Raw genomic sequence first — 13,365 nt, 5'->3', positions numbered from 1 at the left:
ATGCCGTTCAACACCAAGGGATCGCCTGCAGTTCCGGTTCCAAATGGCCGAAACTTCATCATGCCAAGGGAACCATCATGCCAAGGGAACCAAGCCTCGAACTCTTCACCATCGCTCGCGGCGGATCACGCCCGAGTCCTGCGATCGATCGCCCTCCGATGACATCGAGAGGGCGCAGGGAATGCCGGGTGAAGGCCTCACCCATGGCCCGCCTGCTGAAAAAAATGCAGGCGGCAGGTACCACAGGCAAAGCCGATCAACCGGCATTCCCTGCGCGGCGGTCTTAACGCTTCTTTCGCGCTCTCCTCGGGGACCGGCTGATTGACCCCGTCGCTCGCGCGAGAGCTAAGCTCTCGTCGCGCGCTTGACCTCGGCACCGGGAGGCCAGGACCACACGACTTCGCGTCCGTGATGTGTCGTTCGTCCGCATGCGCAAGCACATGCTGCGACACCTCACGGCCACCGCATCCCTGCCCCACGTGTCGTGACGATCGCGCGCAACGTCCCTCTCGGCGAGACAGGATGCGCACATCATGCACGATTTCTGAAAAATGGAAAGCAATTTCTTGGCGTCGCAGCGATGTGCGCGAGATCAGCTTGATTTCGTGGACGAATTCGATTCGTCCGATGCGGCGTGTCGTAGCCCTGGCGGCGCTCGTTTCAACCACGTGAGCACAAAGTGCCCAGACTGATTTGCCCGACGAGCGCGTGCAACCCTTGTCCTTCGGATCGCTTCTGGCTCGTCACGACCTTCCCGGTCGATGGCGGCGATGTCCGCGCTGGAGGCCACATCGGAGCAAATCTTGGAATGGTCAGCAGACAGCTCTTGACCAAAGTGGAACCGGCAGCCGTTATTGCGCAAGGCGATGGAGTTCGGTCGATCGGATGATGGACAGATGAGGCTGGTGAGGGTGACGCTGGTCGCGGCGTTCATGCTTGGGAGCATGCAACCGAGTCATGCTGCCGTGCGCATTGTTTTTGATCAGGGCGGACGGATTGGAAACTATATCGACAGGTTCAAAGTTTTACGCGACTTCGGCGCGTCCGTCATCATCGACGGGATCTGCGCCGGCGCCTGCACGCTCGTGCTGGCGTACATTCCCCACGACAGCATCTGCGTGACCCCAAGAGCCGTATTCGGCTTCAGGGTCGCCGACAATCCTGGGCCCGATGGGAAGGCTATTCCCAACCCTGAAGCCACGCAGATGCTCTATGATCGTTACCCACCCGCAGTCAGGCAATGGATTACGCGGCACGGCGGCATGACCGCGCGCGCGATCTACCTCCGCGGCCGGCAACTCCAAGCGCTGTATCGGCCCTGCACCACCGATGTGGAAGGTGGACGAGGCCAGCCACGGTAGCCAATGCCCACGGATGATGCTGCGCCGGGTCACCATGACGAGGCGATCCCGCAGTGGCCGGGCTCGAGGCCACCCAAGAGTTCTCGGATTCAAACCCCGACTCTGAAGCCGAGCCGCGTCTTGAATTGCTAGAGGACTGTAAACACGCCGGTGATTTTGACGGCTCTACGCCTCAACGGCAGCTTGCGTTTTGTCGGCGATATTACGGGCTCACTCGTGAAGCTGCCATGTCTGCTTCGGACCATGTCGGACCTTCCCGTCTGCGGGGGAGGTCCGTTGTTAGGGTCGAATCGGAAGCAAGCGGTCGGGCGCGTGGAGGGCGCGTTTTGACCCATCGGCGACATCGGCAGCGCAATATGATAGAGAACGGTTGGTGCCTCCGATGGACCGGTCGTATTCAACATTTTCGGAGCTCTAACGTGCGGCTGCCTAGGGACGTCTTATCGGTCGTGGTTGCGCTGCTCACCGGTGTGCTGCTGGTTGGCGACAGAGCGGCCGAGGCGCATCCGCATGTTTGGGTCACCTCGACAAGCGAGCTGGTCTATGCGGCCGACGGCTTCGTCACCGGCGTACGACACGCGTGGACCTTCGACGATAACTTTTCGAACCATGCGCTGCTGGGCATGGAGACCAAGACCAATGGCGTTTATACCCGCGAAGAGTTGCAGCCGTTGGCGAAAATCAACATCGAAGCGCTGAAGGAACATAGCTATTTCACATCTCTAAAGGCTAACGGAAAGCTCACGTTTGAAGCGCCAATCGATTATTTCTTCGACTACGCGGGCGACCGCCTGACTCTCCATTTCACGCTGCCGCTGAAGACGCCTGTGAAGTCGAAAAGTCTCCTTCTAGAGATAGTTGATCCTTCGTATTTCATCGATTTCCAGATGGCAAAGGACCATCCGGTCAAGCTCGTGGGCGCCCCCGCCGACTGCGAGGCGTGGATAGCTAAGCCAATTGGTAACGATCGCGACCGCAAGATGGCACAGGGTGCGAGCGAGGATTCCTTCAAGGAGGGCGGCGCGAACGTCCGTGTCGGCCTGCTGTTCGAGAATAAGATCATGGTCGAATGCCCTTGATGACGCTCGTTCGCACCCGCCGCTGCTCATAATACGCTCCGGGCTCCGGCGCAGAACGAAAAGTCACGGCGCAAATCTGATTTCTGCTTGTGGCCCCTTTCCGGACCTTCCGGAGTGGCGCTGAGAATGTCCGCTCTCGGGCCCGATCGGAAGTAGGCGCCGGAGTGCCTCAGGGCCCCTTTTGACCCCAAGCGACCCACCAAGGCTTGCTTTCATCAACTCTCGCCAGCCGACGGAACATTCCGGGTTGACACCGGTTCGCCCAAGTTCCAGTGCGCGCGTGGAGCCGACACGCGTTTTCTCAAGGGGTCCGCTGATGTCATCGTCCGATGTGGTCAGGAGTGCTCACGACCGCCGTCAACGAAGGCTGCTGATCGTGTTGGCCTTGGGATTTGTCGCCTTTGGCGCCGCCGCGGCGGGCCTGTTCTACGTCTTGCAGCCCGAAACTCTCCGGATCGCCGTCGGACCGGCGGCGAGCGACGACCACAAGGTGGTCCAGGCGATGGCCGACGCCTTCGGTGAGGAAAGCAGGACCGTCCGGCTCTCCCCGATCACGACCGGCGGAGCGGCTGAATCCCTGGCCCTGCTGGCCGCCGACAAAACCGACCTGGCGGTCGGCCGCGGCGACCTCGGCATGCCGCCCGATGCGCAAACACTGGCCGTCCTGCGCAAGAACTATGTCGTGCTGTGGTCGCCCTCCGGGCGACGCGGCAACGAGCCCAAGCAGAAGGCCGGCGGCAAGATCGCAGATATCGCCCATCTGGCAGGTCACAAGGTCGGCATCATCGGGAGGACCGGAGCAAACGTCGCGGTGCTCCAGGCCATTCTGGAGGGCTCCGGCGTGCAACCCGATAAGGTTGCCACGGTTCAATTCGGGACAGACGAGATCGAGAAGCTTGCGCAAGACCCCACCCTCGATGCGTATCTCGCCGTCGGTCCGCTCGACAGCAGGATCACGGTGGACGCCATCACCGCGACCTCCCGAGCCCGCGGAGCTCCGACGTTTCTTCCGATCGAAGCATCGGAGGCCATTGCCCTGAAGCATCCGCGCTACGAGGCCGAGGAAATTCCAGCCAGCGTCTTCAACGCGAAACCGGCCTGGCCGGAGGACAAGGTCGACACGATCAGCGTCAATCACCTGATCCTGGCCAAGAAGGAGCTTTCAGAAGCCAAGGCGGCGGCCTTCTACCGGCAGCTTTTCGCGGTCCGCGACACGATCACGCAAGGCCTCGCCGGCGCTTCGCACATCACGAAGCCCGATACCGAGAAGGAGACCGAGCCTTCCGTACATCGAGGCGCCGCGGCGGTGATCAACGGCACGGAGCGAACCTTTCTGGACAAGTACAGCGATTATTTCTGGTTCGCCTTGCTCGTACTTTCCGGCATCGGTTCGGCCGCCGAATGGCTGCGCCGCTATCTGAACCGGGATGAACTGGAGGACGACACCAGCGGCCGCAACCGCATTCTTGCGGCGGTTTCGGAGGTGCGCAATGCCGGCTCGGAACACGATCTGCTGAGCTGGCAACGAGAGGTCGACGGGATCATCGCCGAGACACTCAAGGGCTATGACGATGGAGCCATCGAACCAGAGGACTTGGCGGCATTCGGCTTGGTCCTCGAACTCTTCAACCATGCCGTCGCCGAAAGGCGAGCGACGCTGCCGAGCGGCGCCCCCGATCAATCATGGACGCCAAGTCCAACCCTCGCCTCTCGGCGATAGGCTCGGCTCATGAGGAGGAGATTTCGTGCGTCGACACCAGTTCGAACGCACCTTACCACCGGACTTTTTCGATGTTCTGGACGGAGGGCGCCGCGTGGCGAGCGCGTCGCAGCATCCGCAAACAGCCATCGGGCGCGACGGATCGACGGCAGTGCGATGCCGCCGCGCCGCTCAGTCGATGATGCCCGGCCCGTCGGTCATGGCGCGCGCAACGCCCTCCTTCATCTGCTTCACCACCTCCGGTGCGTGCCCCTGCCAAAGGACGACCTCGGCAATGACCCGCAGCGGCGCGCGGGATCGATGAGACCGCGTCGGATTTCCCGGGAACTTCTTGTCCGTCAGGTTCGGGTCGTCGACGAACGGACCGGTGGGCTCGACGACGTAGATCCGTCCCCGTCCGTCACCGGCAGCCAACTCGGCGCCCCAGATCGCCGCATCCAGCGTCGCCGTGAAGTAGACCCAGGACATCGGCTCCGCCTCGGTGAAGTTGGACGGATACCCGACAGCGATCAGGTCGCCCGGCCGCAGATCGGCGCGCGTGCCGTGGAAGAACGATTGCGCAAACACGGTCGCAACAGATGACATCAGTGACCTCGGATGGGTTTCCAGCACTCGTCGTCTGCCGCGGAGCGACGGTCGAATGCAAATAACTGTTTCGTCAGGTGAGGTCATTGTCGCCGAGGCTTTTGCATCCTCGGGGACCTTTCTATTAACCGAAAGTTCAGCGCTTGCGGTGCTTACAGTAGATCAAGCGAGATACTGCAACCGGAGCGAGGGTTGCCAGATACGACAAGTGGACCGGGGCCATGGCTGAGGTTGGACAAAGGCAATATGGCGCAGCCAGCATCTCCCCCGGCGCAAAAACTCCCGACTCGACGAGGCGGATTGTCCGCTTGGTCCTTACGACCGCGCTGATCGCATACTCCTTCTTCGGTTGCACGTCTTTTGGTCACGCAACCGATCGTGATCCGCTATTCGAGAAGCACGAGTCCGTCGAAGAGATGGTCAATAGACACGCATCTGATGACGAACTGTTTCGAGAGTATCCATCTCTCGAGAGCACACCAATTCCGATCGCGTTTGGCAGCAAGATCTACAAGATCCCACGCAATTATCTGGTCGATTTGAGCAGGCCAGATGTCGAGCCGACCAAGAATACGATCTTCGAGATTCGTGTCCTGCTTCCTGGACTGGTGCCAAGGACAGCGGACAACGCCAACAAGTTCCTGAAACCTCCCTATTACGGCGGACTTGGAGATCAATTGAACGCGACGATCCACGGCTGGCAGAAAGAGCTGGATTTGTCCGCACGACAGCTTGAGTGGAATCGCTGGTGCGCCGACAAGGGACCGGGCGTATTCCGGGCGGTCGAATCCGGTTACCGTCTATGTGAGGCTGCCGACCAAGAGCTCTACTTCAAGGACACGACTGAAGGCCCTCTGATATTTGCCTGCGATAAGCTCACGAACAAGAACCCCGGCTGCACGATTGCGGACGCGACTGGGGCGCAATGGGGTGTCCTGTCCTTAGAATTCAGCCGCAAATATCTCTATCAGGCGGACGAGATCCGAAAACGATTTCGGTCTCTTCTGGAGTCTTTTGCGGAGGACCAAGCACTTCTTCGTCCGTAGCGATGGCGTGGCCGCAACCTCGCGAGGGTCAAGCATACTGGACTGCCCACTCGGTAAGAAGATGATCCGGTGCACCCGGGCCTACCACGCGACCAAATCATAAGTAATGCCCTCGAAACTGGCATCGACACGGACGAAAACCGGAAACCAGAAAAAGTGAGCCGCAGTCGGGAGCTTGCCAAGGTGTCGAACGACATTCAGGTTGGGGACCGTGTCAGGCTGCTTGGCCTGCCTGATTGGCTGGTGCATGACCTTCCCGCCAGCGAGCAAGCGGAAATGCGCGGCTTTATCGGCCAATCCTGCGCGGTCAATGAAATTGACAGCCATGGCTACTACTGGCTTGGATTCGGTACGACTATCGTCGACACAGATGGAGCTCGCTACAGTGGTCACTCATTCTGTGTCCCGCGAGACTTCATCGAACGAGACCCTCTGGACCAGCCTCCTCCATAAAAGTTGCAGCCCTTGCCTAGGTACAGTCATCGGGTAGCAACGATCGAGATCGGCCGCGCCGGCTCGGTACGAATGTCTGTGGCCATCTGCGACACACGTCCCGTGTGACTGCTCCCCGGCCCTCTCAGCGCGAGCGAAGCTCGTCGCGCCACCGTGACGAACGGGGAGAGGGAACGCACGATGCTCGGCGGGAGAACCTGCAACGCGAGATCGCGCAGCGACCAGGCCAACGTCAAAAGCGCACTTTGCCTCCCCACCGGCATCGCGGGCGCGCGTTAGCGCGAGCCGGGAATCCGACCACAACGGTCTACGATGGCGCGAGCCGCGTCTGGCCTCAGCTCGTCCTGTATTTGCCATCCGTGGGTATGGACTCCGGGCTCAGCCGCTGCGCGGCTGCCCCGGAATGACGGCGGAGCACATTTCGGTGACCGTGCAATCAACCGGCGCCATGTGGCGCAATCGTGGGAGCCGAAAACTCAGCTCACGGGAGCGGCCGCGCGGTCCGTCATCCACCCCAGCCCGTCCACCGTCGTCGCCTGCGGCTTGTACTCGCAGCCGATCCAGCCGCGATAGCCGATCGCATCGAGGTGGCGGAACAGGAAGGCGTAGTTGATCTCGCCGGTGCCGGGCTCGTGGCGGCCCGGATTGTCGGCGAGCTGGATGTGGGCGATGCGGGCGAGATGCTTCTGCATCGTGCGGGCGAGATCGCCCTCCATGATCTGCATGTGGTAGATGTCGTACTGGACGAACAGATTGTCGGACTCGACCTCCGAGATCAGCTGAAGCGCTTGTGCCGTGCGGTTGAGGACAAAGCCGGGAATGTCGAGCGTGTTGATCGGCTCGATCAGCAGCTTGATCCCCTGCGCCTTCAGCGCGGTCGCGGCGAAGCGCAGGTTGCGGACCAGCACCTGGTTGAGCTCGCGCGGATCGGCATCTTCGGGCGCGATGCCGACGAGGCAGTTGAGCTGGCGGCAATCCAGCGCCTTCGCATACTCGATCGCACGACGCACCCCGTCGCGGAATTCGTCGACGCGATCCGGCAGGATGGCGATGCCGCGCTCGCCCGCGGCCCAATTGCCGGCGGGCAGATTGTGCAGCACCTGCGTCAGCCCGTGGCGCGCGAGCTGCTCGCGCAGCTCGGCCTTGTCGAAATCATACGGGAACAGATATTCGACGCCGCCGAAGCCGGCCGCCTTGGCGGCGGCGAAGCGGTCGAGGAACGGCAGCTCGTTGAACAGCATCGTGAGGTTGGCGGCAAAGCGCGGCATGTCATGGGTCCTCGACTGAGTGCGATGGCTGCGGTCAAGCCGGCTGCAAGGTGCGCGCCGGCTCGGCCGGCGTCTCGTCGACCGGCAGATCGAGCACCTCCTCGAACTCCACGACGTTGTCGATCTCGGTACCCATCGCGATGTTGGTGACGCGTTCGAGCACGAACTCGACCACGACAGGCACCTGGTATTCCGCCATCCATTCGCGCGCGGTCGCGAACGCAGCCTGCGCCTGGCGCGGGTCGGTGACGCGGATCGCCTTGCAGCCGAGGCCCTGCGCGACCGCGACGTGGTCGACGCCATAGCCGCCGACCTCCGGCGCGTTGATGTTCTCGAACGAGAGCTGCACCTGATAGTCCATCGAGAAGCCGCGTTGCGCCTGGCGTATGAGGCCGAGATAGGCATTGTTCACGACGACGTGGATGTAAGGCAGGTTGAACTGCGCGCCGACCGCGAGCTCCTCGATCAGGAACTGGAAGTCGTAGTCGCCGGAGAGCGCGACGATCTCGCGCCTGGGATCGGCGGCGCGGACGCCGAGCGCGGCCGGCAGGGTCCAGCCGAGCGGCCCCGCCTGCCCCGCATTGATCCAGTGGCGCGGATGGTTGACGCTGAGGAACTGCGCGCCGCCGATCTGCGACAGGCCGATGACGCTGACATAGCAGGTGTCGCGGCCGAACGCCTTGTTCATCTCATGATAGACGCGCTGCGGCTTGATCGGCACCTGATCGAAATCGCTGCGCCGGAGCATCGTGCGCTTGCGATCCTGGCACGCCGCCGGCCACGCCTGCCGTTCGCGCAGTCTGCCCGCCTTGCGCCACTCGCGTGCGACGGTGATGAACAGCTCGAGCGCCGCCTTGGCGTCCGAAACGATGCCGAGATCGGGATTGAACACGCGGCCGATCTGGGTCGGCTCGATGTCGACATGCACGAAGCTGCGCCCCTTGGTGTAGGTCTCGAGCGATCCGGTGTGGCGGTTGGCCCAGCGGTTGCCGATGCCGAGCACGAAATCGGACTCCAGGAAATTGGCGTTGCCATAGCGATGGCTGGTCTGCAGGCCGACCATGCCGGCCATCAGCACGTGATCGTCAGGAATGGCGCCCCACCCCATCAGGGTCGGCACCACAGGCACGTTGACGGTCTCGGCGAAGGTGACGAGCAGATCACTGGCATCGGCGTTGATGATGCCGCCGCCGGCGACGATCAGCGGGCGCTCCGCGGCATTGAGCATCTCCAGCGCCTTCTCGATCTGTTTGCGGCTCGCCGCGGGCTTGTAGACCGGCAGCGGCGTGTATGTCTCGTCGTCGAACTCGATCTCGGCGAGCTGCACGTCGAGCGGCAGGTCGATCAGCACCGGTCCCGGGCGGCCGGAGCGCATGATGTGGAAAGCCTGGCTGAACACGCGCGGGACGAGGCCGGGCTCGCGCACCGTCACCGCCCACTTGGTCACGGGCTTGGCGATCTGCTCGATGTCGACGGCCTGGAAATCCTCCTTGTAGAGCCGCGCGCGCGGCGCCTGGCCGGTGATGCAGAGGATTGGAATGGAGTCTGCGATCGCCGAATAGAGCCCGGTGATCATGTCGGTGCCGGCCGGGCCCGAGGTGCCGATGCACACGCCGATGTTGCCGGCCTTGGCGCGGGTGTATCCCTCGGCCATGTGCGAGGCGCCCTCGACGTGGCGGGCGAGAATGTGGCGGATCGAGCCGCGCCGTTGCAGCGCGGAATACAGCGGATTGATCGCCGCGCCGGGAACGCCGAAGGCGCAGGTGACGCCTTCCTTCTCCAAGATTCGCACCGCAGCATCGATCGCTCGCATCTTCGCCATCTCGCGCTTCCTCTTTTGGTTGATGCGCGAGGATCGCTGCTGACGGCTGCGATCTCAATTCAGTCGTCGATTTTTCCCACGATGCGGCACGCTCGGCAAAACACGGGTGGCCTCAGTTAGTTAGGACGACAAACAGCTGACATGTCCTAACAGCATGACGGTTCGATGGTGCTATTCGAACAGCGGCGCGAGCTCCATCTGCGGCACCAGCACGAGGCCCTTGTCGGTGATACGAATTTCCGGAATGACCGATAGAGGAATCAAATTGAAGCCCATGTAGGGAATGGTGCAGCCGGCTTCCGCCCATTCCTTCTTGAGCAGCTTCACCTCCTCGGCGACCTCGGTGACGCGCTTGTCCGACAACAGGCCGGCGATCGGCAATGGAACCATCGCCCGCACCTTGCCGTCGGCCACGACACAGACGCCGCCCTGCTGCGCGCCGATCGCGGCGACGGCGGCCTGCATGTCGGCCTCGTTGGTGCCGGCGACGATGATGTTGTGGCTGTCATGGCCGACGCTGGAGGCGACGGCGCCGCGCTTGAGGCCGAAGTCCTTCAAGAGCCCGTGCGCGACATTGCCGGCCGACTTGCCGTGGCGCTCGATCACGGCGACGAAGCAGAGACCGTAGCGCGCAAACAGCGTCTCCCAATCGTTGGCCGGCTCGATCGCGACCTTGTCGTGGATCAGCGTGATGCCGGGCAGCGCCGTCTTGATCGCGTTGACGGTGCAGGCCTTGGTGGGCAGCTCCGGCGTCAGCGTCACCTTGGCCGGCAGCTTCACCGTGGCATAGGCCGCCTTCGGGTACTGATAGCGCTGCGACAGCGCCTGATCGAGCCGCGGCGTGATCTTGCCCTTGTCCACCACCAGCTCGCCGCCATACCAGGTCGATTGCGGCTTCAGGCCGTCGTCGAGCAGCACCAGATCGGCGCGGCGGCCACCGCCGAGACCGCCGATCTCGCCATCCATCGCAAAGCGCGTCGCGCCGTGCAGCGAGCCCATCGACCACGCCTGCTCCGGCGACATCCCCGCCTTCACCGCCTCGCGCACCACCCAGTCGAGGCCGAACAGCATGAGATCATCGGCATCGCGATCGTCGGTGCACACGGCGGTGCGCTTGTGCGAGGCGCCGAGCTCGGTGACGGTGCGGATCGCCTGCGGCAGGCTGTGCCACGGCGTCGTCGGCGGACCACCGCGCAGAAAGATCCAGACGCCGGCATCGAGCAGGTCGTCGGCGATGTCGCGGTCGATCGCCTCATGCGTATCGGTGACGCCGCTCGCGGCATAGGCCGCGACGAACTCGCGGCCATAGACATGCCCGGACACCGGCCGTCCGCGCTGCAAAGCCGCCGCAAGGATGGCATGGCTGCGCTCGTCGCCCATGCAGACCGGCACGAAATCCATCTTCTCGCCGAGCGCGACCGCCTCCGGCCAGCGATCGAACAGGCCGGCGATCTTGTCCGGCGTGAGATCGCCGCCCGCCGTCTCCAGCGCCGCCGAGGTCGCCGGCACGGTCGAGGGCACGGTGAGGAAGATCGACAGCGGCGCCTGCCGCGCATCCTTCAGCATCGCCTCAACGCCGGCGACGTCCATGACGTTGCCGATCTCGTGGCTGTCGCAGAAGATTGTCGTCGTGCCGTTGAGCAGCGCGGCCTCCGCATAGGCGCAGGCCGTCACCATCGAGGATTCGATGTGGATGTGCGGATCGACGAGGCCGGGCGCAATGATGCCGCCGGCCGCGTCATAGAGCGCGAAACCGCTGCCGAGCGCCTTGTGGGCGCCGGCCGGCTTCACCGCCGCGACGCGTCCGCCGGTGACCCACAGCTCGCGGTTCGGGAGAATGCGCTCCGAATAGGTCGACAGCACGCGGGCGCCGGTGATGACGAGATCGGGTGCGGCGCGACCCGATGCGACGTCGGCGAGCCGCCGCGTCATGGTGTGCAGGGGGCCGACCGAGAAGCGCGTGAGTTTGGTCATGGCAAGGCTCGCTGGACGTGTTCAGGTGATCCGCCACGATCGTTGCGCGCGATCCGGGCGACGGCAAGCCCAAATAGGGCGGCGGAATTGATTACGACTTGGGCAGCGGGGCCCCCTCATCGTCCCCGATCTTGACGACATCAGCTGCGCACCCTAGGGGCGAGAGATCACGAATGCGTCACCCATGAAGGGATCCCATGCTCAGGTTGCTGGCTGTGCCGATCGAGTTGCTGCGCCTCGTCATCTGCATCCTGCAGGCGTTGGTCGGTGCCGTCAGGGGCCGCAACCGGCAGCGCTACGAGGCCAAGATCCTGATCGACGCGCCCCGCGATGCGGTCTGGCGCTTCAATGTCGCCGAACGGATGGTGCTGAACGGGCCACCGGTCCTGGAGATCACGCGCGCCCCCCTGCCCGGAAGCCGCGACCTCTGGCTCGGCCGCGTCGCCGTGAGCGGACAGCCGCGGACGCAAGGCGTGTTCCGCGAAATCGAGCGCGACGAAGCCAGGGGGATCATCCGTTCTCAGAACGTGGCGCATGAGCTGAGCGTGCCGCCGGAGGGCGGACGTGATGCGCATGCGGGCGTGAGCGTCGTCGCGACCCCGCAAGGGACGCTGCTGACCATCTTCAACGAGCTGACGATCCGCAGCTTTCGCGATCGCATCATCTATCCGCTCAGCGTGCGCAGGCTGACGCAGCTGATCAAGGCGGAATGCGAACGCGAGGCCGGCACGCACAGCCGTCTCGCCGATCTGGCGAACCACGGCCTGGTGCTCTCGGCGCTGGCCTTTGCCAGCTTCTGGTACATGTTCAGCCTGAAGGAGGCGGTGCTGCTGGCGATCGTCATCACGATCCATGAGGCCGGCCACGCCGCGGCGATGCTGATGGCCGGCGTCGGCATCCACGCCGTCTATCTCGTCCCCTTCTTCGGCGGCGCCATCGTGCCGAAGACCGCCTATGGCAGCGAAGGCCGGCTCGGCTTCATCGCGCTGATGGGACCGGCGATGAGCCTGATCCCGACCCTGGCGCTGGCCGCGATCATGCCGGCCGGCAAATCCGACCTGCGCATCGCGATGGAGATGTTCGCGGTGATCAACGCCGCCAATCTGCTGCCGATCTATCCGCTCGACGGCGGTCTCATTCTCAATGCGCTGATCGGCTCGGCGAGCCGGAAGGCCGCCCTGCTCGCCGGCTGGATCGGCGTCGTGGCCGGCCTGGTTCTGGCGCTCCATTTCCACTCATGGCTGATCGGCATCCCCTTTCTGCTGTTCGCACTGCAGCGCTATCTGGGCGGACATCAGGCGATCCAGCTCGAGCCCCTCTCGCTCCGCAACGGCGTCGCACTGGCGGTCGGCTACGTCCTGACGTTTGCGGCCTACGCCCTCGTGATCAAGACGATGCTGGCGACGCGGGCGTTCTAGCCTCGCCGCCTCGATCATTGCGGCGGTGATCACGAACGGGATTCGGCCGATCGGCCTATTGATAGAGGCCGATCAGTGTCCGCAGCTCCGAGGTGACGCGCTCAACCGCCTTGGGCGCGGTATTCTGCTTGAAGATGAAGCCCTCTTTCGCCAGCGTGCTGATCCTGAACTCGCATTCGCCGGCATTGCGATCGACGATTTCCAGCCGCACGATTGCGGGGCTCATGTTCAAGAAGCCAGCGCCGATGACCGCCTTGAGGACGCGCCGAGGTGGCGCGATGTCGTCCTCAGGCACCAGCTCGCCGAGCTTCGCAAGCACGGCTGTCCCCAACGCGAGCGCCTCATCCGGAGCTATTCGCCGAACGATCGTCTGCATGCAGGTTTCGGTTGGAAGAAACTTCATCACGAACCGTCCCCCCACCATCAGTTTCGACGCGAGATGAGGCGGGACGATCCCGCCGTACTCGCCGGACTTGTTGAGCCATCGATCGAAGATCTCGGCGTCACTGATCGACATTGACATGACTCCGTGAAAACAGCGTGGTTGTGGCGGCTCGGTCACTCGCGTTGGCCGGGATTGTCGACGCTGGCGGCGCTGCCGTCAACTGGAGCGCATTTGGCCGATCAGAACGATCGGTG

The 13,365-nt window shown here is 63.4% G+C and carries 11 protein-coding genes; 5 read left to right on the top strand and 6 right to left on the bottom strand.

What is annotated here, in order from left to right:
• The first annotated feature begins 854 nt into the window (after positions 1-854).
• From ACQR1E_RS12830 to ACQR1E_RS12820, 3 genes are all read left to right on the top strand, one after another.
• Complete coding sequence (locus ACQR1E_RS12830) at positions 855-1,361, top strand: hypothetical protein (RefSeq protein ID WP_315828441.1); 507 nt, start codon at positions 855-857, stop codon at positions 1,359-1,361.
• A 449-nt stretch (positions 1,362-1,810) separates the two neighbouring features.
• Entirely contained in the window at positions 1,811-2,440 is a 630-nt protein-coding gene (locus ACQR1E_RS12825; RefSeq protein WP_434842237.1) for a DUF1007 family protein, read from the top strand.
• A 316-nt stretch (positions 2,441-2,756) separates the two neighbouring features.
• Positions 2,757-4,160 (top strand): ABC transporter substrate-binding protein, encoded by a 1,404-nt coding sequence (locus ACQR1E_RS12820; RefSeq protein WP_434897115.1) that lies wholly within the window; start codon positions 2,757-2,759, stop codon positions 4,158-4,160.
• Positions 4,161-4,331: 171 nt separating this feature from the next.
• Here the strand turns inward: ACQR1E_RS12820 and arr are convergent, their stop codons facing one another.
• On the bottom strand, positions 4,332-4,745 hold the full coding sequence (gene arr, locus ACQR1E_RS12815) for an NAD(+)--rifampin ADP-ribosyltransferase (protein ID WP_434897114.1): 414 nt from the start codon (positions 4,743-4,745) through the stop codon (positions 4,332-4,334).
• Between the two features lie 221 nt (positions 4,746-4,966).
• Between arr and ACQR1E_RS12810 the strand changes: the two genes are divergently transcribed.
• A complete protein-coding gene (locus tag ACQR1E_RS12810; protein ID WP_434897113.1) occupies positions 4,967-5,791 on the top strand; it encodes a hypothetical protein in 825 nt (274 codons plus the stop codon).
• An 81-nt stretch (positions 5,792-5,872) separates the two neighbouring features.
• Here ACQR1E_RS12810 and ACQR1E_RS12805 read toward each other — a convergent pair whose 3' ends face one another.
• From ACQR1E_RS12805 to ACQR1E_RS12790, 4 genes are all read right to left on the bottom strand, one after another.
• Positions 5,873-6,118, bottom strand: coding sequence for a hypothetical protein (locus ACQR1E_RS12805; RefSeq protein WP_316203077.1), 246 nt, complete (start codon positions 6,116-6,118; stop codon positions 5,873-5,875).
• Between the two features lie 602 nt (positions 6,119-6,720).
• A complete protein-coding gene (hyi, locus tag ACQR1E_RS12800; protein ID WP_434897112.1) occupies positions 6,721-7,512 on the bottom strand; it encodes a hydroxypyruvate isomerase in 792 nt (263 codons plus the stop codon).
• A 34-nt stretch (positions 7,513-7,546) separates the two neighbouring features.
• On the bottom strand, positions 7,547-9,334 hold the full coding sequence (gene gcl, locus ACQR1E_RS12795) for a glyoxylate carboligase (protein ID WP_434897111.1): 1,788 nt from the start codon (positions 9,332-9,334) through the stop codon (positions 7,547-7,549).
• Between the two features lie 171 nt (positions 9,335-9,505).
• Positions 9,506-11,308: an adenine deaminase gene (locus ACQR1E_RS12790; RefSeq protein WP_434897110.1), complete on the bottom strand. Its 1,803-nt coding sequence runs from the start codon at positions 11,306-11,308 to the stop codon at positions 9,506-9,508.
• 197 nt (positions 11,309-11,505) lie between these two features.
• Between ACQR1E_RS12790 and ACQR1E_RS12785 the strand changes: the two genes are divergently transcribed.
• Entirely contained in the window at positions 11,506-12,726 is a 1,221-nt protein-coding gene (locus ACQR1E_RS12785; RefSeq protein WP_434897109.1) for a metalloprotease, read from the top strand.
• Between the two features lie 55 nt (positions 12,727-12,781).
• Here ACQR1E_RS12785 and ACQR1E_RS12780 read toward each other — a convergent pair whose 3' ends face one another.
• On the bottom strand, positions 12,782-13,288 hold the full coding sequence (locus ACQR1E_RS12780; RefSeq protein ID WP_434897108.1) for a hypothetical protein: 507 nt from the start codon (positions 13,286-13,288) through the stop codon (positions 12,782-12,784).
• Between the last annotated feature and the right edge of the window lie 77 nt (positions 13,289-13,365).

This window comes from Bradyrhizobium sp. HKCCYLRH1030, from assembly GCF_051168395.1.
Lineage (GTDB): Bacteria > Pseudomonadota > Alphaproteobacteria > Rhizobiales > Xanthobacteraceae > Bradyrhizobium.
Note: the sequence above shows the minus strand (reverse complement) of the source record. Positions and strands in the feature narration are given on the sequence as shown.

Coding starts and splice junctions, on each gene's coding strand:
- ACQR1E_RS12820 (WP_434897115.1), top strand. CDS start 2,757: ATGTCATCGTCCGATGTGGTCAGGAGTGCTCACGACCGCCGTCAACGA.
- ACQR1E_RS12810 (WP_434897113.1), top strand. CDS start 4,967: ATGGCTGAGGTTGGACAAAGGCAATATGGCGCAGCCAGCATCTCCCCC.
- ACQR1E_RS12790 (WP_434897110.1), bottom strand. CDS start 11,308: ATGACCAAACTCACGCGCTTCTCGGTCGGCCCCCTGCACACCATGACG.
- hyi (WP_434897112.1), bottom strand. CDS start 7,512: ATGCCGCGCTTTGCCGCCAACCTCACGATGCTGTTCAACGAGCTGCCG.
- gcl (WP_434897111.1), bottom strand. CDS start 9,334: ATGGCGAAGATGCGAGCGATCGATGCTGCGGTGCGAATCTTGGAGAAG.
- arr (WP_434897114.1), bottom strand. CDS start 4,745: ATGTCATCTGTTGCGACCGTGTTTGCGCAATCGTTCTTCCACGGCACG.
- ACQR1E_RS12805 (WP_316203077.1), bottom strand. CDS start 6,118: ATGGCTGTCAATTTCATTGACCGCGCAGGATTGGCCGATAAAGCCGCG.
- ACQR1E_RS12785 (WP_434897109.1), top strand. CDS start 11,506: ATGCTCAGGTTGCTGGCTGTGCCGATCGAGTTGCTGCGCCTCGTCATC.